Below are 22,925 nucleotides of genomic sequence, written 5' to 3'. Positions count from 1 at the left end.
CCACGAGGAGATCACCATGCGCCCCTGGCTGCGTCGCGCCGTCCTGCCCCTGTCCGCCTGGCTCGCGTGTGTCGCGCCACCGGCGTCTGCCGACGACGGCAGCGTCGCCGTCGCCGGGCTGCGCGGCCCGGTGAGCGTCGTGCGCGACGTCGACGGCGTCGCCCACGTGCGTGCGCTGACCGAACGCGACGCGCTGTTCATGCAGGGCTGGCTGCACGCCGAGGACCGGCTGTTCCAGGCCGACACGCTGCGCCGCACCGCCAGCGGCACGCTGGCCGAGCTGGTCGGCGCCTCGGCGCTGGCGCAGGACGTGCAGCTGCGCACGATCGGCCTGCGCCGTGCCGCCGAGAAGTCGCTGACGGCGGCCTCGCCCGAGCTGCGCGCCGGGCTGGAGGCCTATGCTGCCGGCGTCAACGCCTGGGTCGCGGCGCACCCGCTGCCGGCCGACTACACGCGGCTGCGGCTGACGAAGTTCAGCCCCTGGACGCCGGTGGACAGCCTGGCGATCGGCAAGCTGGTGTCGTTCCAGCTCTCGTTCGACTTCGACACCGATCTCACCAGCGCCTGGCTGGCCTACCGCGCCGCGCTGGGCGACGAGCGGCTGGCGCAGGCGCTGTTCTTCGGCGACGTCTACCGCGCCGCGCCCTTCGACCCGGCGTCGACGCTGCCCGACGCCGGCGGGCCGCTGCCCTGGAGTGCCGCGGCGGCCGGATCGCAGCCGTCGGCGGTGCCGGCGACGCTGGCGCCGCTGCTCAGGCGCCAGCTCGAGCGCACGAAACGCGTGCCGCTGCTCGAGCGCGTGCTCTCGCGGCGCCAGCACCAGATCGGCAGCAACGAGTGGGCGGTCAGCGCGCGGCTGACGGCCGACGGCCGGCCGCTGGTGGCCAACGACCCGCACCTGTCGCTGGGCGTGCCGTCCAACCTCTACGACCAGCACCTCGTCAGCGCCGACGGGCTGGACGCGATCGGCAGCAGCTTCCCCGGCGTGCCCTGGATCGTGCTCGGCCAGAACCGGCGTGTCGCCTGGGGCTCGACGACCAGCGCCTATGACGTCACCGATGCCTACGCCGAGCGCATCGTCGCCGCCGGCACCGCCAGCGGCCTGGCCTCGGTGTACCAGGGGCAGAACGAAGCCATCGTGCCGATCCCGGTCAGCTTCCGGGTCAACGCGCTCGACCCGTCGCGCACCGACGCGCTGGACACCGTGCCGCCGAGCGCGCAGGTGCCGCCGGTGGTGCTGCTGGTGCCGCGCCACGGCCCCGTGGTGCAGCTCGACGCGGCCGCCGGCAGCGCGATCACGATCCAGTGGATCGGCGCCGGCGCGACACGCGAACTCGACGCCTACCGGCTGCTGAACCGCGCCGCCAGCCTGGAGGACGTGCGCGCCGCGCTGCAGTATTTCGACGTCGGCTCGCAGAACTTCGTCGTCGGCGACGTCGACGGCCGCATGGCCTGGTACACCAGCGGCGAGATCCCGCTGCGCGAGGACCTGCAGGCCGGCGGCGTGGCCGGCGCGCCGCCGTTCCTGGTGCGCAACGGCCAGGGCGGCAACGAATGGCTGAAGAAGGCCTCGCCGGGGCCGACCGACGCCAGCGGCTACGAGACGCTGCCGTTCGCCGAGATGCCGCAGGCCGTCGACCCGCCCGAAGGTTTCTTCGTCAACGCCAACAACGACCCCGCCGGGCTGACGCTGGACAACGACCCGCTGAACCAGCGCCGCCCCGGCGGCGGGCTGTACTACCTGGGGCCGGGCTTCGACTTCGGGCTGCGCGCCGGCCGCATCACCCAGCGGCTGCAGGCCGCGATCGCCGCCGGCCCGGTGACGCGGCGCGAGATGGCGAGCATCCAGGCCGACACCGTGCTCGTCGACGCCCAGGTCTTCGTGCCGTGGCTGCTGCGGGCCTACGACGGCGCCCGCGCCGCCGGCGCTCCGGCGGCGCTGCAGGCGCTGGCTGCCGACGCCCGGGTGGCCGAAGCCGCCGAGCGCTTGCGCCGCTGGGGTTTCGACACGCCGACCGGCATCGAGACCGGCTACGACGCCTCGGACTTCAACGGCCAGCGCCGCGCGCCGACGCCGCGCGAGATCGACGCCAGCGTCGCCGCGACGATCCACGCCGTCTGGCGCGGCCAGGCGATCGCGCTGGGTCTGGACCGCACGCTGGCCCAGTACGGCCTGCCGCAGCCGGGCAGCCAGGAGGCGATGAAGTCGCTGCGCCACCTCGTCGAGCGCGACGGCATCGGCCTGTCCGGTGTCGACTTCTTCGCCTGGACCGGGCTGCCCGAGGCCGCGCAGCGGCGCGACTACGTGCTGCTGAAGGCGCTGCAGGACGCGCTGGAGCGGCTCTCCGGGCCGGCCTTCGAGCGCGCCTTCGGGCGTTCGACGAACCCGGGCGACTGGCGCTGGGGCAAGCTGCACCGCATCGTGCTGGCCGGGGTCTTCGGCGACGAGAGCATCCCCGGCGCGACGCCGGGCTTCGAGCCCTCGGTCGCCGGGCTGCCCGGGCTGGCGGTCGACGGCGGGCTGGGCACGGTGGACGTCGCCAACCACTCGCCGCGTGCGGCCGACGACGGTGCGTTCATGTTCTCGTCAGGCCCCAACCGGCGTTATGTCGGCGCGCCCGGCGCGGGCGGCATCCCGGCGCGGTCCATCCTGCCCGGCGGGCAGAGCGGCGTGCTCGGCAGCGAGGACTACGCCAACTTCCTCGGCCGCTGGCTGAGCAACGAGACCTATCCGTTCCGCGTCACGGCGGCGGAGATCCAGCGCGCGGCCGTCAGCCGCACGCTGTACCGTCCGGCACGCTGAACGCGCGCGCTTTGCGGCAGCATCGGGGGTGATGAACCGCTCCCGATGCCTTCCGACGCTGCGCCTGGACGCGGCCATCGCCGCGGCGGCCCTGGCCGCCGGCTGCACGACGGCGCCCCGGCCGGCCGACGCGCCCGAGCGCCCGGCCGACGTGCGCCAGCGGGTGCAGTCGCTGCTGCCGCCGGCCCTGGCCGACCGCGCCGGCTGGGCGCAGGACCTGCAGGTCGCGTTCTCGGCGCTGGGCGTGGAGCCCAGCGTCGAGAACCTCTGCGCCGCGATCGCGGTGGCCGAGCAGGAGTCCGGCCTGCGTGCCGACCCGCCGGTGCCGCGGCTGGGCGAGATCGCGCGCCGCGAGCTCGAGGAACGCGCCGAACGGGCCGGCGTGCCGCGCCTGGCCGTCGCCGCGGCGCTGGTGCTGCCGTCGCCCGACGGACGCTCGTGGAACGAACGCCTGGCCGCGGTGAAGACCGAACGCGAGCTCAGCAAGCTGTACGAGAGCTTCATCGACCGCGTGCCGCTGGGCCGGCGCTTCCTCGCCAGCCGCAACCCGGTGCGCACCGGCGGGCCGATGCAGGTCTCGGTGGCGTTTGCCGAGCGCCAGGCCGAGCGCGGCTACCCGTACCCGCTGAAGGGCTCGGTGCGCGACGAGGTCTTCACGCGCCGCGGCGGGCTGTACTTCGGCGTCGCCCATCTGCTGGACTACGAGGCGCCGTACGACGCGCTGATCTACCGCTACGCCGACTTCAACGCCGGCCGCTGGGCCAGCCGCAACGCCGCGCTCCAGAACGCGCTGGCTGCCGTCACCGGCATCCCGCTGGTGCCCGACGGCGACCTGCTGCCGCCCGACGCCGGCCGCGACACGCCGCCCGGCGCCACCGAGACCGCGGCACGTTCGCTGGCCTCGCGCCTGGGCCTGGACGCCGACGACATCCGCCGCGAGCTGGCGCAAGGCGAGGGGCCGGGATTCGAGCGTTCGCGGCTGTGGCAGCGTGTGTTCGCGCTCGCCGATCGCCAGGGCCGCACGCTGCCGCGCGCCGCCTTGCCGCGCATCACGCTCGAAGGGCCGAAGATCCAGCGCAAGCTGACCACCGAGTGGTTCGCGCGGCGCGTCGACGAACGCCAGCGCCGCTGCGTCGCGCGCGCCGATTCGCCCGCGTGAGAACGTGGATCGCGCCGCGCTGGCAGACTGCGTGCACTCAGGAGTCCACGATGCTGCGTTCCACGATCTGCTCTTTCGCCGCGGCGGCCACGATGGCCGCCGTGTCGCCGGCCGCGCTGGCGGCGCTGGAAGTCGGCGCCAAGGCGCCCGACTTCACCACCGATGCCGCGCTGGCCGGCAAGCCGACGCGCTTCGCGCTGGCCGACGCGCTCTCGCGCGGGCCGGTGGTGCTGTTCTTCTTCCCGAAGGCCTTCACGTCCGGCTGCACCGTCGAGGCGCACCTGTTCGCCGAGGCCACGCCGCAGTTCGAGAAGCTCGGCGCGACCGTCATCGGCGTCTCCAACGACGATCTGCCGACGCTGCAGCGCTTTTCCAGCGAAGCCTGCCGCGACAAGTTCGCCGTCGCCTCCGACGCCGACTCGCGCGTGATCCGCGCCTATGACGCGAAGATCGCCTTCCTGCCCGGCATGGCCAAGCGTGTGTCCTACGTCATCGGCCGTGACGGCCGCGTCGCCTACGTCTGGGAGAGCCTCGACCCCGACGAGCACGTTTCGCGGACGATGGCGGCCGTCGAGAAGCTCGTCGGCCGCAAGGCGCCGGCGGCGAAGTGAGCGGCGCGATGCGACGGCAGCAAAAAGGGGTCAGGTCTCACAAGACCTGACCCCGAGCAGAAAAGGGGTCAGGTCTTGTGAGACCTGACCCCGGATTTCTGCGGGCCTCTGACCCCGTCCGTGCCAGGCCTCAGCCCTGCGCGGCCGGCGTGCGGATCAGGTAGTCGAAGGCCGACAGCGCCGCCTTCGCGCCTTCGCCGGTGGCGATGATGATCTGCTTGTACGGCACGGTCGTCACGTCGCCGGCGGCGAAGATGCCCGGCACGCTGGTCGCGCACTTCGGGTCGATGACGATCTCGCCGAAGCGGCTCAGCTCCAGCGTGCCCTTCAGGAACTCGGTGTTGGGCACGAGGCCGATCTGCACGAACACGCCGGCCAGCTCGACGTGGTGCTCGGCGCCCGAGACACGGTCCTTGTAGCGCAGGCCGTTGACCTTCTGGCCGTCGCCGGTGATCTCGGTCGTCTGCGCGTTGGTGTGGATCGTGACGTTGGGCAGGCTCTTCAGCTTGTCGACCAGCACCGCGTCGGCCTTCAGCTGGTCGAGGAACTCGATCAGCGTCACGTGCTCGACGACGCCGGCGAGATCGATCGCGGCCTCGACGCCGGAGTTGCCGCCGCCGATGACGGCGACCTTCTTGCCCTTGAACAGCGGGCCGTCGCAGTGCGGGCAGTAGGCCACGCCCCGGGTCTTGTACTCCTGCTCGCCGGGCACGTTGACGTTGCGCCAGCGCGCGCCGGTGGCCAGGATCACCGTGCGCCCCTTCAGCTCGGCGCCGTTGGCCAGCTTGACCGTCGCGTGGGCGCCCGGCTGCGGCGCCGGGACCACGGCCTGCACCTGCTGGCCGACGTTGACGTCGACGGCGTAGGCGCGCACGTGGGCTTCCAGCGCGGCGGCGAACTTCGGCCCTTCGGTCTCCATCACCGAGACGAAGTTCTCGATGGCCAGCGTGTCCAGCGTCTGGCCGCCGAAACGTTCGGCGACGATGCCGGTGCGGATGCCCTTGCGCGCGGCGTAGATCGCCGCCGCGGCGCCGGCCGGGCCGCCGCCGACGATCAGCACCTCGTACGGCTCCTTCTTCGCCAGCTTGGCGGCGTCGCGCGCGGCGGCGCCGGTGTCGATCTTGGCCAGGATCTCGCCGATCTCCATGCGGCCCGAGCCGAAGGGCTGGCCGTTCAGGAACACGGTCGGCACGGCCATGATCTGGCGCGCGTCGACCTCGACCTTGAACAGGCCGCCGTCGATCGCGACGTGGCGAACACGCGGGTTCAGCACCGCCATCAGGTTCAGCGCCTGCACGACGTCGGGGCAGTTGTGGCAGGTCAGCGACATGTAGGTCTCGAAGACGAAGTCGCCTTCCAGGCCCTGGATCTGCGCGATCGTGTCGGCGTCGAGCTTGGGCGGGTGGCCGCCGGCCTGCAGCAGCGCCAGCACCAGCGAGGTGAACTCGTGGCCCATCGGGATGGCCGCGAAACGCAGGCCCATGTCGGCGCCGGCGCGGCTGATCGAGAACGACGGGCGGCGCGCGTCCTTGCCGTCGTAGCGCACGCTGATCAGCGCCGACAGCGGCGCGATGTCCTCGAGCAGCGCGCGCATCTCGGCCGAGGCCGGGCGGTCGTCGAGCGAGGCGACGAGTTCGATCGGCTGCTGCAGGCGCTCCAGGTAGGCCTTGAGCTGGGTCTTGAGGTTGGCGTCGAGCATGGCGGTCTTCCTGTTGGCGATGCGGGGAGGGGAGGGTGTCGCCCTGTCGTCAGCGCCCGTCCCGCGCGGGGGGCTGGCGACAGGGGCCCGGGAGCCGGGCCCTGTCGGCAAAACGCCCGGGCGAGCCGGGCGTCCGTGAGGCCCGCTGGGGCGGGCCGGGGTGCCGGGCGGCTTAGATCTTGCCGACCAGGTCCAGCGACGGGGTCAGCGTCGCGGCGCCTTCCTGCCACTTGGCCGGGCAGACCTGGCCCGGGTGCGAAGCGACGTACTGGGCCGCCTTGACCTTGCGCAGCAGCTCGCTGGCGTCACGGCCGATGCCGTTGTCGTGGATCTCGCAGAGCTTGATCTGGCCTTCGGGGTTGATGACGAAGGTGCCGCGCAGCGCCAGACCTTCCTCTTCGATCATGACCTCGAAGTTGCGCGTCAGCGTGCCGGTCGGGTCGCCGATCAGCGGGTACTTGACCTTCTGGATCGCCGGCGAGGTCTCGGCCCAGGCCTTGTGCGCGAAGTGGGTGTCGGTCGACACGCCGTAGACCTCGACGCCCAGCTTCTGGAACTCGGCGTAGGTGTCGGCCAGGTCTTCGAGTTCGGTCGGGCAGACGAAGGTGAAGTCGGCCGGGTAGAACACCACGACGCTCCACTTGCCCTTGAGGCTTTCCTCGGTGACGTCGAAGAACTTGCCGGTCTGGTAGGCGGTGGCCTTGAACGGCTTGACTTGGGTGTTGATCAGCGACATGGGGAGACTCCTCTGATGGTTGGGTCGGTGAGAGACGCGAGTGAAGGAGAACGCGACCAAGAGACTGTAGCGGCCGGTCTCGATGTTGGCAGTCGATCGTTTCAATCAGGACCATTGAGCACGGCTATAGCCGGCCCGAAATGAAAAAGCCGCGCGTGCCCTGCCGGGAACGCGCGGCCTTCATGGCGAGCCAGGCGCTTGTCAGGCGATCACGCCGCGCTCGCGCAGCAGTTCGATGACTCGGTCGGCGGCCCGTTCGGCGGTCAGCTCGGTGGTGTCGATGCGCATCTCGGGGTTTTCCGGCGGCTCGTACGGCGAATCGATGCCGGTGAAGTTGCGCAGCTCGCCGCGGCGCGCCTTCTTGTACAGGCCCTTGACGTCGCGGCTCTCGGCGACGTCCAGCGGCGTGTCGACGTGCACCTCGATGAACTCGCCGTCGGCGACCAGCGAACGCGCCAGGCGGCGCTCGGCGCGGAACGGCGAGATGAAGGCCGTCAGCACGATCAGGCCGGCGTCGACCATCAGCCTGGCGACCTCGCCGACGCGGCGCACGTTCTCGACGCGGTCGGCCTCGGTGAAGCCGAGGTCCTTGTTCAGGCCGTGGCGCACGTTGTCGCCGTCGAGCAGGTAGGAGTGGCGGCCGAGCGCGTGCAGCCGCTTCTCGACGAGGTTGGCGATCGTCGACTTGCCGGCGCCCGACAGCCCGGTGAACCACAGCACCACCGGCTTCTGGCCCTTCTGCAGCGAGCGCGCGGCCTTGTCGATGTCGACGTGCTGCAGGTGGATGTTGTGCGCTCGGCGCAGCGCGAAGTGCAGCATGCCGGCGCCGACGGTGTTGTTCGTCAGCCGGTCGATCAGGATGAAGCCGCCGGTCTCGCGGTTGGCCTGGTAGGCGTCGAAGGGCACGGCGCGGTCGAGCGCGATGTTGCAGACGCCGATCTCGTTCAACTCCAGCTGCTTGGCCGCCAGGCGCTCCAGCGTGTTGACGTTGACCTTGTACTTGGGCTCGGTCACCGAGACGCTGACGGTGCGCGTGCCGAGCTTCAGCAGGTAGGGCCGGCCGGGCAGCATCGGCTCGTCGGCCATCCAGACGATCGAGCACTCGAACTGGTCGGCGACCTCGGCCGGCGCGTCGGCGGCGGAGATCACGTCGCCGCGCGAGATGTCGACCTCGTCGGCCAGCGTCAGCGTCACCGACTGGCCGGCGACGGCCACCGGCAGGTCGCCGCCGTGGGCGACGATGCGCGCGACCGTGCTCTCGCGGCCCGAGGGCTGCACGCGCACGCGGTCGCCGGGGCGCACGCTGCCGCTGGCGATCAGGCCGCAGAAGCCGCGGAAGTCGAGGTTGGGGCGGTTGACCCACTGCACCGGCAGGCGCAGCGGCCCGTTCTGCAGCCGCGTCTCGTCGATCTCGCAGGTCTCGAGAAAGCCCATCAGCGTCGGGCCGTGGTACCAGCCGGTCTGCGTGCTCGGCTCGGTCATGTTGTCGCCCTTCAGGGCCGACAGCGGGATCGTCGTGATGTCGGCCAGGCCGATCTGCCGGGCGAACTCGCGGTACTCCTCGTCGATGCGGTTGTAGACCTGCTGCGAGTAGTCCACCAGGTCCATCTTGTTGATCGCCAGCACCACCTTGCGGATGCCGATCAGCGAGACGAGGTAGCTGTGGCGGCGGGTCTGCGTCAGCACGCCCTTGCGCGCGTCGACCAGGATCACGGCGACGTCGGCGGTCGACGCGCCGGTGATCATGTTGCGCGTGTACTGCTCGTGCCCGGGCGTGTCGGCGACGATGAACTTGCGCCGGTCGGTGCTGAAGAAGCGGTAGGCGACGTCGATCGTGATGCCTTGCTCGCGCTCGGCGGCCAGGCCGTCGACGAGCAGCGCGAAGTCGATGTCGCCGCCTTGCGTGCCCCACTTCCGGGAGTCGGCCTCGATGGCGGCGAGTTGGTCCTCGAACAGCATCTTCGACTCGTACAGCAGGCGCCCGATGACGGTGCTCTTGCCGTCGTCGACCGAGCCGCAGGTGATGAAGCGCAGCAGGCTCTTCTTCTCGTGCTGTTCGAGATAACGCTCGATGTCGGTGGCGATGAGGTCGGAAACGTGCGCCATCTCAGAAGTACCCCTCTTGCTTTTTCTTCTCCATGGAAGCGGCCGTGTCGTGGTCGATCATGCGGCCCTGGCGTTCGCTGGTGCGCGTCAGCAGCATCTCCTGGATGATGTCGACCAGCGTCTCGGCCTCGGACTCCACGGCGCCGGACAGCGGGTAGCAGCCCAGCGTGCGGAAACGCACCTTCTTCATCATCGGCTGCTCGCCGGGCTTCAGGCGCATGCGCTCGTCGTCGACCATGATCAGCGTGCCGTCGCGCTCGACCACCGGCCGTTCGGCCGCGTAGTACAGCGGCACGATGGGGATGTTCTCGAGGTAGATGTACTGCCAGATGTCGAGCTCGGTCCAGTTCGAGATCGGGAAGACGCGGATCGACTCGCCCTTGTGCTTGCGGCCGTTGTAGAGGTGCCAGAGCTCGGGGCGCTGGTTCTTCGGGTCCCAGCGGTGCTGCGCGGTGCGGAACGAGAAGATGCGCTCCTTGGCGCGGCTCTTCTCCTCGTCGCGGCGGGCGCCGCCGAACGCGGCGTCGAAGCCGTGGTGGTCCAGCGCCTGCTTCAGGCCCTGGGTCTTCCACATGTCGGTGTGGATCTGCGAGCCGTGGTCGAACGGGTTGATGCCGCGTTCCATGGCCTCGGGGTTGTGATGGACCAGCAGCTCCATGCCGAGCTCGCGCGCCATGCGTTCGCGCATCGCGTACATGTCGCGGAACTTCCAGGTCGTGTCCACGTGCAGCAGCGGGAACGGCGGCGGCGCCGGGTAGAAGGCCTTGCGCGCCAGGTGCAGCATCACCGCGCTGTCCTTGCCGATCGAGTAGAGCATCACCGGCTTGTCGGCCTCGGCGACGACTTCTCGCAGGATGTGGATGCTCTCGGCTTCCAGGCGCTGCAGATGGGTCAGGTTGATCGGTGGATGCATAGGCCTCGTGCTCGGTGGTCTCGTGCTGCGCCGCAGCAAGCGGCATGCCGCGGGGCCGTGAGTATCCCCCAAGGCCCCGGGGCCGCGCACCTCGTGGGGATGAGGGACGCCGGCGCACAGGCGTCGGCTGCCGGCCGGCCCGGCGCCGCTAAAGTCGGCGCACAGGAGGACTGTTCATGACCGAAGAACGAGTGGCCGCCCCCGGCCTGCTGGACGAGGTGAGCGCCATCGCGCGCCGTGCTGGCGCGCTGATCATGCAGATCTACGCCACCGATTTCTCGGTGCGCGGCAAGGACGATGCCTCGCCCGTGACCGAGGCCGACGAACGTGCCGAGAAACTCATCGTGCCGGCGCTGCACGCGCTGGCGCCCGAGGTGCCGGTGGTCGCCGAGGAGGCCGTCGCCGCGGGTTCGGTGCCCGAGGTCGGCGACTGGTTCTGGCTCGTCGACCCGCTGGACGGCACCAAGGAGTTCATCAGCCGCAACGGCGAGTTCACCGTCAACATCGCGCTGGTGCACCGCGGCGAGCCGGTGCTCGGCGTGGTCTTCGCGCCGGCGCTCGACCGGCTCTTTGCCGGTGCACGCGGGCAGGGCGCGCGTGTCGAGGAAGCCGGCGTGGTGCGTGCGATCCGCTGCCGCGAGGTGCCGGCCGACGGGCTGACCGTCGTCGCCAGCCGCTCGCACGGCGACGCCGCTGCGCTCGACGCGTTTCTGGCCGGGCGCAAGGTGGCCGCGCTGGCCAATGCGGGCTCGTCGCTGAAGCTGTGCCTGGTCGCCGCCGGCGAGGCCGACCTCTACCCGCGCCTGGGGCGCACGATGGAGTGGGACATCGCCGCCGGCCACGCCGTGCTGGCCGCCGCCGGTGGCCGTGTCGACACCGTCGCCGGTGCGCCGCTGCGTTATGGCAAGCCGGGTTTCGACAACCCGCACTTCGTCGCCAGCGCCGGCGGCTGAAGCCCCCGCGCTCGCGGGGATGGCCCCGCACTTGCATGAGCCGGGCGGGTGTCCCGGCGGTATCGCCACCGCCGGGGCTCGCTAACAATCGGTTCACGCAAGTCACACGAGTCGAACGAATGGGCAGAGGCGTTGGGAGCTTCGCGGTGCGCGCCGCGACCGTTTGTGCACTGGCTGCCAGCCTGGCGCTGGCCGCCTGCGGTGGCTCCCGCGGCAGCGACGCCGCCGAGGACGACAGCGACTACCGGGTCTTCGCCGCCGACGGCCGCGCCTACACGATGGCGCTGGACCTCGGCGCCGGCCGCTACAGCCTCGGCGGCGACGGTGTCTCCGACCGGCGCGAGCTGGTGTCCGACGGCGAGGGCGGCTGGATCGTCGGTGCCGGGCCCGAGCGGCTGCGCAGCGCCGAAGGCCTCGTCGTCGGCGTGCACCAGGTCGGCGACACGCTGCTGCCCTACGTCGCGGCGCAGACCTTTCTCGCGTCGACCACCGGCGCGGCCGGGCGCTACAACCTGATGATCCGGCGCGTCGCCGCCGACGGCAGCGACGCCAGCACGCACCCGGCCACCGCCACGCTGTCGGGCAACACGCTGCAGATCTGCGAGAACGACTACGAGGTCGTCTACACCTCGGCCTGCGCCAGCGGCTCGCTGCGCAGCTACACGGTGAGCGTCGCCGACAGCGTTTTCACCGCGACGCCGACCGTTGCCGGCACGCCGCCGATCCGCTTCCGCATCGCGCGTGCCGGGCAGACCGAGCTGCTGCTGTCGGTGGGCGAAAGCACGCTGGGCGATGGCCGTCTGCAGTGGCTGGTGGCGCTGAAGGAGGAGTTCGCCGGCTTCTTCCCGGGCCGCTTCGTGGGCCCCGGCGTGCTCGGCGGCGACGCCGACTGGCTGGCGATCACGATGGACGCCGACGCCGGCACCTACACCGCCCTGGGCGGCGCCTTCGAGGACCAGGCCGTGCTGACCTCGCTGAACGGCCAGCAGCCGCCGTCGATGTTCCACGGCGAGCTCAACACGCAGCACCCCGGCTCGCCGGTGTGGGTGCTGCAGAACTACCCGCTGCTGATCGTCGGTGGTGCGCCCCTCGTGCCGGAGGGCGTGACCAACCTGAGCGGCCTGCTGCAGATCGCGCTGCCCTGAGCGTGTCCGCGTCCCGAGGAACCTGCATGTCCCTGAACCACATCGTCTTCATCGTGCTCGACAGCTGCCGGCACGACAGCTTCGTCGCCGCGAACACGCCCAACGTCGACCGCCTCGGCGCGGCGCAGAAGCGCTACTCCTACGCGTCGTGGACGGCGCCGTCGCACCACACCTTCGCGATGGGCATGCTGCCGCACACGAGCCCCAAGGACGTCTTCGCCTCCGAGGTCTACAAGGACGAGTTCGCGCAGTGGCGCGAGCGCACCGGCTGCGCCGACATCGCGTTCAAGGAGTTCCTGCCCGACCTGTCGCTGCCCAAGGTGCTGCGCAAGCTCGGCTACCGCACCGTCGCCCGGGTCTCGATGCCGGTGCTCAACAAGAGCACGCTGATCAGCCGCGACTTCGACGACTACAAGCTCATGCCCCATCACAACGACTTCAAGGGCATGGTCGCGGAGATGGAGTTCCCCGACGACGAGCCGCACTACTACTTCCTCAACGTCGGCGAGACCCACTACCCGTACATGCTGTCAGGTGCCGACCTGCCGCACATCTCGGGGCTGCACGGTGCGCTGAAGGGCATGGACGCGGTGACCGAGGCCACGCAGGGCCGGCGCGGTTTCGAGCCCGGCCAGATGGAGATGCTGCGGCTGCAGCAGATCAGGTGCATCGAGTACTGCGACGCGCAGATCGGCCGCATCATGGCCATGGCGCCGCCGAACACGCACTTCATCGTCACCGCCGACCACGGCGAACTGTTCGGCGAGGACGGCTACTTCGGCCACGGGCCCATCATGCACGAGAAGTGCTTCGAGGTTCCCTTCGTCGAGGGGCGGCTGGGCTGAATGGCCGCGCCGCTGTTCCTGCTGGCGCCGCCGAGGTCCTACACCTCGCTGATGAACGCGATGCTGGGCCAGCATCCGCAGTGTTTCGGCCTGCCGGAGCTGTGCCTGTTCAACGTCGAGCGCCTCGTCGACCTGTGGGTGCGCTCGACCGACGAGATGGGCAGCGAGGCCAAGACGCGCCACGGCCTGCTGCGCGCCGTCGCCGAGATCTACGGCGGCGAACAGACCATGGACAGCGTGCGCATGGCCAGCCACTGGTGCGCCGCGCGCCAGAACCTGTCCACCGGCGAGATCTACCGCGAGCTGGTCGACAGGATCGACCCGCTGATCGCCGTCGAGAAGAGCCCGGCGTACACGGTGGACATCCAGCGCCTGCTGCGCATCCGCGAGACCTTCCCCGATGCGCGCTACCTGCACCTGACGCGCCACCCGGTGGGCCAGTGCAAGTCGGTGATGAGCCTGTACGACGGCACCTTCGCGCTGTTCGTCAACTCGATCGACTTCCTCGAGGACCGCGCCATCGTCGAACCCCAGTTCGCCTGGTACGACCTGAACATCAACATCCTGAACTTCCTCGACACGATCCCGGCCGAGCGCCAGATGCGCATCCGCGGCGAGGACGTGATGAACGATCCGCCGAAGTTCCTCGGCATGATCTGCCGCTGGCTGGGCATCCGCGACGACGCCGATGCGCTCGAGGAGATGATGCATCCCGAACGTTCGCCGTTCGCCTGCTTCGGCCCGCTGGATGCGCTGTTCGGCAACGACCCGAACTTCCTCTCCGGCCCGACCTTCCGCCCGCACAAGGTGAAGGTGCCGCCGCTGGACAAGCCGGTGCCCTGGCGCGAGGACGGCCAGGGCCTGAAGCCCGAGGTCGTCGAGCTCGCCCGTGAGTTTGGATATTGAGGCGATGAGCGACTCCGACACCCCCCCGCTGGGCCGGCGCCCCAAGCTCGGCCCGATCGACGGCAAGCCGGTCACGACGCACCCCGACCTGAGCCGGCTGTCGCCGGCGCAGCGTGGCCTGCGCGACGCGCTGCTGCGCGAGTTCAAGGCGCGCAAGGCGAAGAAGTTCGTCGAGAAGCAGGTCCACTACATCAACGGCAACCGTCAGGTCGCCGAGTCGATCAAGATCCTCTTCGACGAGCACGGCCAGCCGCCGGCCAACGCGCCGATCGAGGACATCATCGAGGAGCGCCGCCAGCTCGAGTACCAGGTGCGCTGGTTCGAGGCGATGCTGCTGGAGCTGCAGACGCGGCTCTTGCGCGTGCGCGAGATCGAGGCACTGGCGCTCGACGTGCTCGAACGCAGCGAGCGCGACTAGAGGTGCCGCGACCCATGCCCGTCATCCCCCGTCGCCCGGCCGCCCAGGTGGCGCTCGTGCTGGCCGCCGCCTGGGCGCTGGCCGGCTGCACCCTCGGCCCGGACTACCGCCGCCCCGCGCTGGACCTGCCGGCGCACCATGCCGCCGCGGCCCCCGAGCCGGCACCGGCGGCGCGCCAGGCGCTGGACACCGCCTGGTGGTCCGGCTTCGCCGACCCCGCGCTCGACACGCTGGTGCAGGACGTGCTGGCGAACAACCCGGACCTGCGCATCGCCGCGCACCGCGTCGAGCAGCTCGACGCCTTCCTGCAGGTCAGCCGCGCCGCCGGCCAGCCGCAGGTCGGCTACGAGGGCCAGCGCACGCGCGACACGCTCAGCGAGAACCGCCAGGTGCCGCTGAGCCGCGGCACCGAGCCGGTGGACAACAACTACACCGTCTCGGGCTCGATCCGCTGGGAGCTCGACCTCTGGGGCAAGCTGCGTCGCGCCGACGAGGCGGCCTTCGCCAACCTGATGGCCGGCCAGGAGGGCCGCCGCGCGCTGGAGATGGCGATGGTCGCCAAGGCCGCCTCGGGTTACCTGCGGCTGCTGTCGATGGACCGCGAGCTCGAGCTGCTCCGGCGCAGCGTGCAGGTCGAGGCCGACACGCTGGCGCTGGCGCAGTCGCGCTTCGCCAACGGCGGCAGCTCCGAGCTGCCGGTGCTGCACGCACGTTCGCAGTGGCAGCAGCGTGCCGCCGAGGTCCCGGCCAAGGAGGCCGAGATCCAGGCGCTGGAGAACGCGCTCGGCGCGCTCGCCGGCCGCAACCCCGGGCCGCTGGCGCGCGGCACGCTCGACGCCCTGAAGCTGCCGCCGGTGCCTGCCGGCCTGCCGGCCGAGCTGATCGCCCAGCGGCCGGACCTGCGTGAACGCGAGCAGGTGCTGGTCGCGGCCAACGCCCGCATCGGCGTCGCCGAGGCCCAGTTCTATCCGACCATCGGCCTGACCAGCAGCTCGGGCTTCGCCAGCGCCGAGCTCGGCCGGCTCGACGAGCTGCGGTCCAACTTCGGCAGCTTCGGGCTGCACTTCTTCGGCCCGGTGTTCAGCGGCGGCCGGCTCGGCGGCCAGGTGCGCGAGGCCGAGGCGCTGCAGCGCCAGGCCGCCGTCGACTTCGTGCGCTCGGTGCAGGTCGCGCTGCACGAGGTCCAGGACGCGCTGGTGGCCCGACAGAAGATCGAGCTGCAGGCGGGCCTGCGCGACGACAACGTCGCCGTGCTCGAGCGCCAGCGCCAGGTCGCGCTGCGCCGCTGGGAGCTCGGCCGCGACGACTACTTCCAGGTGCTGGAGGCCGAGCGTGCGCTGGCCTCCGGCCTGCAGTTGCAGAACCAGACCCGCCACGCGCGTGCCGACGCGCTGGTCGCGCTCTACAAGGCCCTGGGCGGCGGCTGGTCGCTGCCCGACCCGAGCGCCGCCACCGCCCAAACGACGACGAGCCCCCGATGAGTGACTCAACCAAGTTGGTGGCGCTGCCCGCCTACCTGCCGCGCCGTCTGCAGGCCTTCCGCATCGTCCGGGGCGACAAGACGAGCTACGTGCTGCGCGACAAGCTCGCCGACCGCACCTACGACGTCGAGCAGTGGCAGTTCTTCGTGCTCGAGGTGCTGCCGGGCTGCGAGACCGCCGAGAAGCTGCTGTCGGTCTTCGCCGACCGCTTCGGCCGCGAGATCGGCGAGCACGAGGTGATGGCCTTCTTCGCCCAGCTCGCCGACCAGAAGCTGCTCGACGACGAAGCCGCCAAGCACCCGCTGCTCAAGCCGTTCACGCGCCAGGGCTACGCGCTCGAGCAGGGGCTGATCAAGCCGAAGTCCTTCGAGGAGCTGGCGGTCAAGATGGCGAGCCAGGCGCCGCGCCCGGGCGCGCCCGCCGCGCCGGCACCCGGCCCGACACCCGGTGCCCCCGACGAGCTGCCCGAGGACGCGGTGCTGCCCGCCGGCGTCAACGAGGCCGACAGCCTGGACCCGCGGCAGTCGCGCCAGCTGTTTCGCTTCTTCCCGATGCAGCCGGTGGCGCGTGCGCTGCTGCCGGTCGTCGAGCCGCTGAAGTACGCCGTCTACCTGCTGCCGCTGGTCGCGCTGCTGGCGCTGATCCTCGTGCTGCGCCACATCGGCACGCTGTGGAGCGACATCGGCTCGCTGCGCAGCGCCACGACGCTGGCCGTGCACGCGCTGTTCAGCCTGGTGACGATCAACCTCGCGGTCGTCGTCACGCAGTCGCTGGTGGCGCAGAAGTTCCGCGCCAGCCTTGGCGACTTCGGCATCGGCCTGCGCTTCGGCTTCTTCCCGCGCTTCATGGTGCCGATCCGGCACACCTTGCAGCTGTCGCGGCGCGAGCGCATGTGGATGCATGCCGGCCCGCTGCTGGTGCGCGTGCTGCTGTTCAGCCTCGGCGTGCTGATCTGGTACAACGCCCGCGGCCGCTACGAGGGGCTGACCAACATCGGCCTGGGCCTGACCTTCCTGTGCGCGGTGAACCTGCTCGTCGAAGGCGGCAACCCGCTGGTCAAGGGCAACGGCTACCACCTGCTGTCGGCCTTCGTCGACGAGCCGCAGCTGCGCGGCAAGGCCTACCGCGCCTTCCTCGATCGCCTGCGCGGCGGCGCCAGCACCGAGCGCGGCCAGATGCTGCTGGCGAGCTTCGCGCTCGCGAGCTTCGTCTACGCCTACCTCGTGGTGCTGCTGATCGTCTACGTCGCCGGCCACTTCCTGATCCACGAGCTGCGCCTGGGCGGTGCGGCGCTGATCGTCGTCGTCGCGCTGGGCGTGTTCCTGGCGGTGCGCACCACGCGGCGCTTCAAGCTGATCACGCGCGCCTACGAGCGCTCGCAGCAGTTCGAGCGCTGGCGCAAGCGCGCGCTGCCGTCGGAGACCGCCGAGCAGGCCCAGGCCGAGGCGCCCGCCAGCCGCACCTGGTACTACATGAAGCGGGCCCTGGCGGTCACGCTGCTGCTGCTGCTGTTCCTGCCGTACCCCTACGACGCCGGCGGCGACTTCGAGATCTACCCGGCCGCACGCCAGGTCGTCACGACCGACGTCGCCGGCATCGTCGAGGAGGTCAACTTCGACGGCGGCGAGCAGGTCGCCAAGGGCCAGGTCATCGCGCGTGTCGCCAGCACCGACCTGAAGGCGCAGCTGCAGACCTTCGACGCGCGCATCGCGGCGCAGCGTGCGGTCGTCGCCGAGCTGAAGTCGCGCCCGCGCAAGGAGGAGGTCGCGCTGGCGCAGAGCGAGCTGGAGATCGCGCGCCAGCGCGCGCGCTTCAGCGGCGAGCGTGTGCCGCGCCTGGAGCGCATGCACCAGGAACGCACGATCTCGTTCGAGGAGCTCGACAGCGCGCGCAAGGAGGCCGAGGTCGACCGCCGCGAGCTGGCGCAGCGCGAGGCGGCGCTGGCCCTGGTCCGCGCCGGCACGCCGCCGGACCGCATCGCCGCCGAGGAGGCGACGCTGCAGTCGCTGGTGCAGCAGCGCGCCGAGGTCGAGGGCCGCGCCGGGCGCACGGTGATGACCATGCCCTTCGACGGCACCATCCTGTCGCTGCGCCTGAAGGACCGGCTCAACAGCGTGCTCGACAAGGGGGCGCCGTTCGCCACCGTCGAGGCCAACGGCTCGATGACGGTCGAGATCGACGTGCCCGAAGGCGAGATCGGCCACGTCAAGGTCGGTGCGCCGGTGCGCGTGCGGCCCAACGCCTTCAACGACCGCACCTTCGAGGGCCGGGTCGAGCGCATCGACGGCAACGTCAGCGTCAAGCCCGCCGGGCGTGTCGTCAAGGTGGTCGCGGTGGTCGACAACGGCGGCGGCGCGCTGAAGTCGGGCATGACCGGCTACGCCAAGGTCGACGCCGGCACGATGCCCGTCTGGCAGGCCTTCAGCCAGGCGGTGGTGCGCTTCGTCAACGTCCAGGTGTGGTCGTGGCTGCCCTGATCGCCTGACGCCCGACGCCGGACGGCCCCGGCGCGGGGCGTGCGCGGCCCGGCGGCTTCGGCCCCGGGCCGCGTGCATTGTTGCCATTCGCTGCATCAGGTGTCAGGAGTATCATCTAGTATCACTTGTGCGCTTTTGGGGCCGGCATGTCTTTTGTCTTGCGTCTTCGCATCGGGGCTCGCATGGCCCTCGGCTTCGGCATCGTCGTCGCGCTGATGCTGATCGTGCTGGCGGCCGTGCTGGCCCTGATCGCCCGCGCCGAGCGCGCCAACGACGAGCTCGTCGGTGCCCAGGCCGAGCGTCTGGCGCTGGCGCACGAGTGGCACCAGAACATCCAGGTCAACTCGCAGCGCGCGCTGGCCATCGGCCTGACGCGTGACGCCGGCTTGGAGCGCGCCTTCGGCGAGCGCATGAAGGCCGTCACCGAGCGCACGACCCAGATCCAGAAACGCTACGCCGAGCTCGAGACCAGCGACGGCGGCCGGGCCGGCATCGAGGCGCTCGCGGTCGCGCGCCAGCGTTACCTCGACCAGCGCAAGGCGCTGCTGGCGGCCGTCGACGACACGGCCCGCCGGGCCGAGGAGGGGGCACGTTTCGAGCAGGTCACGGCCGCCTACATCGACGTGTCGGCGCAGGTGCTGGCCTTTCAGCAGCAGCGCCAGCGCGAGATCTCGGTTCAGGCCAGGACCGCGATGGAGGAACTGCGCGGCACCGCGATCGTCGTCTCGATCCTCGCCATCGTCGCCGCGGTGGCCATGGGCTGGACCTTGACGCGCGGCATCACGCGGCCGCTGGCCACACTGCAGGCAGCGGCTCGGCGCATCGCCGGGGGCGACCTGGCGCAGCCGCTGGAACGGGGTGCCGGCCAGGCCGAGACCGTTCTGCTGAGCGAGGAGATCGCCAACATGCAGCAGGCGCTGCGCACGCTGGTCGGTCAGGTGCACGAGGTGGCCGAGTCGATCGAGGTCGCCAGCCACGAGGTCGCCGCCGGCAACGCCGATCTCAGCGCGCGCACCGAGCGCACCGCGTCCAGCCTGGAGGCCACGGCCAGCACGATGCAGTCGCTCACCGAGACGGTGCGCCGCACCGCCGAGTCGGCGCGCGACGCCGAGCGCCTCGCGCACTCGGCCGGCGACGTCGCGCGCAGCGGCGGCGGCGTCGTCACCGACCTCGTGCGCTCGATGGCCGAGATCGAGCGCAGCAGCCGCCGTGTCGCCGAGATCATCGCCACGATCGACGGCATCGCCTTCCAGACCAACATCCTGGCGCTCAACGCCGCCGTCGAGGCGGCACGTGCCGGCGACCAGGGCCGGGGCTTCGCCGTCGTCGCCGGCGAGGTCCGCCTGCTGGCGCAGCGCTCGGCGGAGGCCGCACGCGAGATCAAGCGGCTGATCGACCAGTCGGTCACCGAGGTCGAGGCGGGCACGCGCCGCGCCGGCGACGCCGGCCGTTCGATGGAGGAGATCGTCGCTGCGGTGCAGCGAGTCGGCGAGGTCGTCGACGGCATCAGCGCGACGACCGCCGCGCAGAGCGAGAGCATCGGCGGGGTCAACGTCGCGGTCGTGCAGATCGAGCAGTCGACGCAGCAGAACGCGGCGCTGGTCGAGCAGTCCACCGCCGCCGCCGCCAGCCTGCGCGAGCAGGCCCACCGGCTGACGACGCTGGTCGGCGGCTTCCGCCTGGCCTGAGCGGGGCTGCGGCTACTTCGACAGCGGCGCGCCGAGCCCGGTGTCGACGTACCAGACGCCGTCGTTGACGCCGTCCGGGTACTGCGTCGTGGCCGGCACCATGCGGTTGTAGTAGATGAACGGCCCCTTGGCGGTGATGAAGTACTCCGGGTCCAGCCGCAGCCGCGGCTTGCTCGTGTCGTTGGTCAGCATCCTGAAGTTCTGCTTCAGCGGGTCGATGCCGCTGATCGCCAGGTGCGTCGGGTAGCTCTTGTCCCAGAACTTGTTGGACGGGCTGACGACCGTGAAGATGTACGAGCGGCCGTTGTGCGTGAAGACCTCGGGCGACCAGAAGAACGGCAGCTTGGCCGGCGGCGTGATGGTCTTGATCACCGTCCAGCGCTTGACGCCGTCGGTGCCGGCGATCTTGCGGTAGACGAGGATCTTGCGGCGGTAGTCCGCCATCGTGAAGAACACGTGCTCGTTGTTGTACTCGGGCGCCTTCCACATGAAGGCGCCGTACTTGCCGACCGCGTCGAAGGTCAGCTGCTCGACGGCGCCGCTGTCGGTGTCGTAGGTGTAGACCTGGTCGACGAGGCGCGGGTCGGCGGCGTTGTGGCCCTGGAAGATGATCTTGCGCGTGCCCGGCACCCAGCGGCGCGAGTTGCCGCCGGTGAGGTCCGAGATCGGCATCGCCACCTCGTCACCGAGGGCCGAGGACCGGCGCCAGTACAGCGCGTCCTTGTCGGCGGCGATGTAGTTGACGCGCGGGTCGGCGTCGTTCGTGTCCTTGGAGCCGTCGGGCGTGGCGCGGCCGGCCGAGCCGGGCAGCACCGTCGGCGACCAGGCGCCGTTGACCATCGAGGCCACGGCGATCTGCGCCGTCGACGGGCCGTGGGTCGAGCCGCTGACGTAGCGCGTGTAGACGATGCTCGAGCCGGCGCTGCCGGACATCCACTCGGGGCCGTTGCCGAAGTCGGCGACCGGCGCCGTCTCGGTGTCGACGAGCACGCCGCGGCCGTCGGGCGGATAGAACGCGCCGGTCTGGAAGTCGACGCTGCCCACCCAGAGCCGGCCGTCGGCGGCGGTGAACGCGAACAGCGCGTTGCCCGCGCCGCCGTTGCAGCTGGCGCAGAAGCGGCCGTTGCGGCCGCTGTCGAACTCGTAGTCGGGGATCGCCGCGGTGGTGACCTGCACCTCCGGCAGCACGGTCTGCGCCCGGGCCTCGAAGCCGGTCGAACAGGCGGCCGCGACCAGCGCCGCGACCCCGGCCAGCAGGCCCGGACGATGGGAAAGGCGGGGGACGTTCATGGCGGCTCCGTCGGTTCGGCGCATGCTATCAACCCGACGGGGGAGGTCCGGCGCGGTCCTGCCCCTCGGTTCGCGGGGGCCGTGCGCGGCCGCCGCACCCACCCCGTGTTCGTGTGCCGCAGCCGCGGCCGCCGTTGCCGCTGCCGCGGGCGCTGGGTAAGGTTCGGCGGCCGGAGCCTGCCTGCCGGGCCCGGGTTCCTGATCCGACACGAGGTTCCATGCTGCATTCCCTCCTGACCCGCGCCTCGCGCGCCTGCCGGTGGCCGCTGGCCTCGTTCTGCGTGGCCGCGCTGGCGGCGCCCGCGCTGGCGCAGGGCTGGGTGCCCAACGAGGCCCAGGCCTCGCCCGAGGCCGAGCTGATCGACTACGAGTTCAGCCAGTCGCGCGCCCAGATCGCCTGGAACGACACGCTCGGCAACCTGTGGGTCGCCGACGTCGACCGCGCCAGCGGCCGCTTCGTGCCGGCCGACGGCCGCGGCGTCGTCGTCGACCCCGACTCGATGACCTTCCAGGACGCGCAGAAGACCAAGAACGGCCCCGAATGGGTGCCCACGGCCCGCGGCGACGTGCTGGTGCACACCAAGTACGCCGGCCGCCACACCGACGGCAACTCGCGCATCGGCCTGGCCTGGGACGACGGCAGCGGCGTCTGGACGAGCAGCATCCTGTCCGGCGCGGTGCGCAAGGCACCGTACGGCAGCAGCGTCTCCGGCGACCCGGCCCCGCGCATCAGCTACGTCGACAACCGCGAGGTCCACTACTGGGCCGAGCTCTTCGTGCCGGGGTCCGAACGCCGCATCGAGGACTTCCCCGACTCCCACTACCCGGTGCGCCATGTCGCGTGCTCGCGGCCCGACGTCGCCGGCGCGCGCGGCATCGTCTACCCGGTCACCGTCGACGGCGTCGACCAGGTCTTCTACCGCGACTTCGACCGCAACACCTCGCAGCAGCTGACCTTCGACGCGGGCCAGAAGTACGAGGTCTGGATGTGGTGCGCGCCCGAGTACGGCGACGAGCTGGTGTTCTTCACGCTCGTCGACCAGACCGAGCTGCGCGTGTACCGCCAGCTCGGCGGCGTCTGGACCGCCGTCTTCCGCCAGGCGGCGCCGCGCGGCAACAAGATCTACTCGCCCGAGCCCTTCACCTGGAACGGCAAGTCCTACATCTTCATGTCGCAGACGGTGCGGCCGAACAAGTTCCGCTCCGAGGTCTGGGTGTCCAACATCGACGCCGCGGCGCCGGTCTTCAAGCGCATCACGCCGAGCGAGCCGCTGCGCACGCGCACCGATCCCGAGGTGTTCATCACCGACGCCGGGCCGCGCATCTACTTCAACCGGCTGGTGCCCGACCTGTCCGACGGCGGGCGCTACAAACCCTGCCGCCGGCCCGACTGCTCCGACGGCGTGTGGTTCGCCGATCCGGGGCTCTGAAGCGCCGGCCCGCGGTGCCGTCGACGGCCGCCCGCCCCCGGACCCGGGGGGCGCGGCGGCATCGAAATTGCACCGGCGCCCCGCGTGTGCCTGCACCCCGCCATCCCCGCTGTTGCGTCCGTCGGCTGCGGCCTGGCCGCCAGCCCCCTCGGGTGGGTGAGGCGCGATGCCCGCGTGGCTGAAATGCCGGATGCCCGTGATAACTTGGTGCCGAACCTGGTGCATGGAAAGACGCGGTGGGCCGCCCCGCGGCATCGAGATGCTT

The 22,925-nt window shown here is 71.2% G+C and carries 17 protein-coding genes; 12 read left to right on the top strand and 5 right to left on the bottom strand.

The features are described 5' to 3' along the window. Positions 1-16: 16 nt before the first annotated feature. Genes LOC65_RS13950 through LOC65_RS13940 form a run of 3 tightly spaced genes read left to right on the top strand, consistent with a single transcriptional unit; the run spans position 17 to position 4,573 of the window. Positions 17-2,803 carry a penicillin acylase family protein gene (locus tag LOC65_RS13950; RefSeq protein WP_230247904.1) on the top strand — a complete coding sequence of 929 codons (2,787 nt, stop codon included), beginning with the start codon at positions 17-19 and terminating at the stop codon, positions 2,801-2,803. A 31-nt stretch (positions 2,804-2,834) separates the two neighbouring features. Further along, positions 2,835-3,962 carry a DUF1615 domain-containing protein gene (locus LOC65_RS13945; protein ID WP_230247903.1) on the top strand — a complete coding sequence of 376 codons (1,128 nt, stop codon included), beginning with the start codon at positions 2,835-2,837 and terminating at the stop codon, positions 3,960-3,962. A gap of 50 nt (positions 3,963-4,012) precedes the next feature. Then, entirely contained in the window at positions 4,013-4,573 is a 561-nt protein-coding gene (locus LOC65_RS13940; RefSeq protein ID WP_009857590.1) for a peroxiredoxin, read from the top strand. Positions 4,574-4,703: 130 nt separating this feature from the next. Here the strand turns inward: LOC65_RS13940 and ahpF are convergent, their stop codons facing one another. The 4 genes from ahpF to cysD form a co-directional block, all read right to left on the bottom strand. Next, complete coding sequence (gene ahpF, locus LOC65_RS13935; protein WP_230247902.1) at positions 4,704-6,272, bottom strand: alkyl hydroperoxide reductase subunit F; 1,569 nt, start codon at positions 6,270-6,272, stop codon at positions 4,704-4,706. A gap of 172 nt (positions 6,273-6,444) precedes the next feature. Continuing rightward, complete coding sequence (gene ahpC, locus LOC65_RS13930) at positions 6,445-7,008, bottom strand: alkyl hydroperoxide reductase subunit C (RefSeq protein WP_009857592.1); 564 nt, start codon at positions 7,006-7,008, stop codon at positions 6,445-6,447. A 201-nt stretch (positions 7,009-7,209) separates the two neighbouring features. Beyond that, on the bottom strand, positions 7,210-9,114 hold the full coding sequence (gene cysN / locus LOC65_RS13925; protein ID WP_009857593.1) for a sulfate adenylyltransferase subunit CysN: 1,905 nt from the start codon (positions 9,112-9,114) through the stop codon (positions 7,210-7,212). 1 nt (position 9,115) lies between these two features. Further along, on the bottom strand, positions 9,116-10,027 hold the full coding sequence (cysD, locus tag LOC65_RS13920) for a sulfate adenylyltransferase subunit CysD (protein ID WP_206023468.1): 912 nt from the start codon (positions 10,025-10,027) through the stop codon (positions 9,116-9,118). A gap of 176 nt (positions 10,028-10,203) precedes the next feature. Here cysD and cysQ point away from each other — a divergent pair, with 176 nt between their 5' ends. From cysQ to LOC65_RS13880, 8 genes are all read left to right on the top strand, one after another. After that, a complete protein-coding gene (gene cysQ / locus LOC65_RS13915) occupies positions 10,204-10,980 on the top strand; it encodes a 3'(2'),5'-bisphosphate nucleotidase CysQ (RefSeq protein WP_009857595.1) in 777 nt (258 codons plus the stop codon). A gap of 146 nt (positions 10,981-11,126) precedes the next feature. Beyond that, a complete protein-coding gene (locus LOC65_RS13910; protein WP_164962168.1) occupies positions 11,127-12,125 on the top strand; it encodes a hypothetical protein in 999 nt (332 codons plus the stop codon). Positions 12,126-12,151: 26 nt separating this feature from the next. Further along, positions 12,152-12,970 carry a sulfatase-like hydrolase/transferase gene (locus tag LOC65_RS13905; protein ID WP_009857597.1) on the top strand — a complete coding sequence of 273 codons (819 nt, stop codon included), beginning with the start codon at positions 12,152-12,154 and terminating at the stop codon, positions 12,968-12,970. Beyond that, positions 12,971-13,876, top strand: coding sequence for a sulfotransferase (locus tag LOC65_RS13900; protein WP_230247901.1), 906 nt, complete (start codon positions 12,971-12,973; stop codon positions 13,874-13,876). A gap of 4 nt (positions 13,877-13,880) precedes the next feature. After that, a complete protein-coding gene (locus tag LOC65_RS13895; protein ID WP_230247900.1) occupies positions 13,881-14,294 on the top strand; it encodes a hypothetical protein in 414 nt (137 codons plus the stop codon). A 14-nt stretch (positions 14,295-14,308) separates the two neighbouring features. Next, positions 14,309-15,775, top strand: a complete 1,467-nt coding sequence (locus tag LOC65_RS13890) for an efflux transporter outer membrane subunit (protein ID WP_230247899.1) — start codon at positions 14,309-14,311, stop codon at positions 15,773-15,775. Beyond that, positions 15,772-18,252 (top strand): HlyD family secretion protein, encoded by a 2,481-nt coding sequence (locus LOC65_RS13885; RefSeq protein WP_230247898.1) that lies wholly within the window; start codon positions 15,772-15,774, stop codon positions 18,250-18,252. The genes LOC65_RS13890 and LOC65_RS13885 overlap by 4 nt, the downstream gene beginning before the upstream one ends. A 182-nt stretch (positions 18,253-18,434) precedes the next feature. Beyond that, the gene (locus LOC65_RS13880) at positions 18,435-19,940 is read left to right on the top strand and encodes a methyl-accepting chemotaxis protein (RefSeq protein WP_230247897.1); all 1,506 of its coding nucleotides are present in this window, start codon (positions 18,435-18,437) and stop codon (positions 19,938-19,940) included. A gap of 12 nt (positions 19,941-19,952) precedes the next feature. Here the strand turns inward: LOC65_RS13880 and LOC65_RS13875 are convergent, their stop codons facing one another. After that, complete coding sequence (locus LOC65_RS13875; RefSeq protein WP_164962172.1) at positions 19,953-21,230, bottom strand: hypothetical protein; 1,278 nt, start codon at positions 21,228-21,230, stop codon at positions 19,953-19,955. A gap of 218 nt (positions 21,231-21,448) precedes the next feature. Between LOC65_RS13875 and LOC65_RS13870 the strand changes: the two genes are divergently transcribed. Further along, entirely contained in the window at positions 21,449-22,660 is a 1,212-nt protein-coding gene (locus tag LOC65_RS13870; RefSeq protein ID WP_230247896.1) for a hypothetical protein, read from the top strand. Positions 22,661-22,925: the final 265 nt, after the last annotated feature.

This window comes from Rubrivivax sp. JA1055 (genome assembly GCF_020966565.1).
Classification (GTDB): domain Bacteria; phylum Pseudomonadota; class Gammaproteobacteria; order Burkholderiales; family Burkholderiaceae_C; genus Rubrivivax; species Rubrivivax benzoatilyticus.
Note: the sequence above shows the minus strand (reverse complement) of the source record. Positions and strands in the feature narration are given on the sequence as shown.

Excerpts from the sequence above, each read along its gene's own strand:
- LOC65_RS13950 (WP_230247904.1), top strand. The coding sequence starts at position 17 with ATGCGCCCCTGGCTGCGTCGCGCCGTCCTGCCCCTGTCCGCCTGGCTC.
- LOC65_RS13945 (WP_230247903.1), top strand. The coding sequence starts at position 2,835 with ATGAACCGCTCCCGATGCCTTCCGACGCTGCGCCTGGACGCGGCCATC.
- LOC65_RS13940 (WP_009857590.1), top strand. The coding sequence starts at position 4,013 with ATGCTGCGTTCCACGATCTGCTCTTTCGCCGCGGCGGCCACGATGGCC.
- ahpF (WP_230247902.1), bottom strand. The coding sequence starts at position 6,272 with ATGCTCGACGCCAACCTCAAGACCCAGCTCAAGGCCTACCTGGAGCGC.
- ahpC (WP_009857592.1), bottom strand. The coding sequence starts at position 7,008 with ATGTCGCTGATCAACACCCAAGTCAAGCCGTTCAAGGCCACCGCCTAC.
- cysN (WP_009857593.1), bottom strand. The coding sequence starts at position 9,114 with ATGGCGCACGTTTCCGACCTCATCGCCACCGACATCGAGCGTTATCTC.
- cysD (WP_206023468.1), bottom strand. The coding sequence starts at position 10,027 with ATGCATCCACCGATCAACCTGACCCATCTGCAGCGCCTGGAAGCCGAG.
- cysQ (WP_009857595.1), top strand. The coding sequence starts at position 10,204 with ATGACCGAAGAACGAGTGGCCGCCCCCGGCCTGCTGGACGAGGTGAGC.
- LOC65_RS13905 (WP_009857597.1), top strand. The coding sequence starts at position 12,152 with ATGTCCCTGAACCACATCGTCTTCATCGTGCTCGACAGCTGCCGGCAC.
- LOC65_RS13900 (WP_230247901.1), top strand. The coding sequence starts at position 12,971 with ATGGCCGCGCCGCTGTTCCTGCTGGCGCCGCCGAGGTCCTACACCTCG.
- LOC65_RS13895 (WP_230247900.1), top strand. The coding sequence starts at position 13,881 with ATGAGCGACTCCGACACCCCCCCGCTGGGCCGGCGCCCCAAGCTCGGC.
- LOC65_RS13890 (WP_230247899.1), top strand. The coding sequence starts at position 14,309 with ATGCCCGTCATCCCCCGTCGCCCGGCCGCCCAGGTGGCGCTCGTGCTG.
- LOC65_RS13885 (WP_230247898.1), top strand. The coding sequence starts at position 15,772 with ATGAGTGACTCAACCAAGTTGGTGGCGCTGCCCGCCTACCTGCCGCGC.
- LOC65_RS13880 (WP_230247897.1), top strand. The coding sequence starts at position 18,435 with ATGGCCCTCGGCTTCGGCATCGTCGTCGCGCTGATGCTGATCGTGCTG.
- LOC65_RS13875 (WP_164962172.1), bottom strand. The coding sequence starts at position 21,230 with ATGAACGTCCCCCGCCTTTCCCATCGTCCGGGCCTGCTGGCCGGGGTC.
- LOC65_RS13870 (WP_230247896.1), top strand. The coding sequence starts at position 21,449 with ATGCTGCATTCCCTCCTGACCCGCGCCTCGCGCGCCTGCCGGTGGCCG.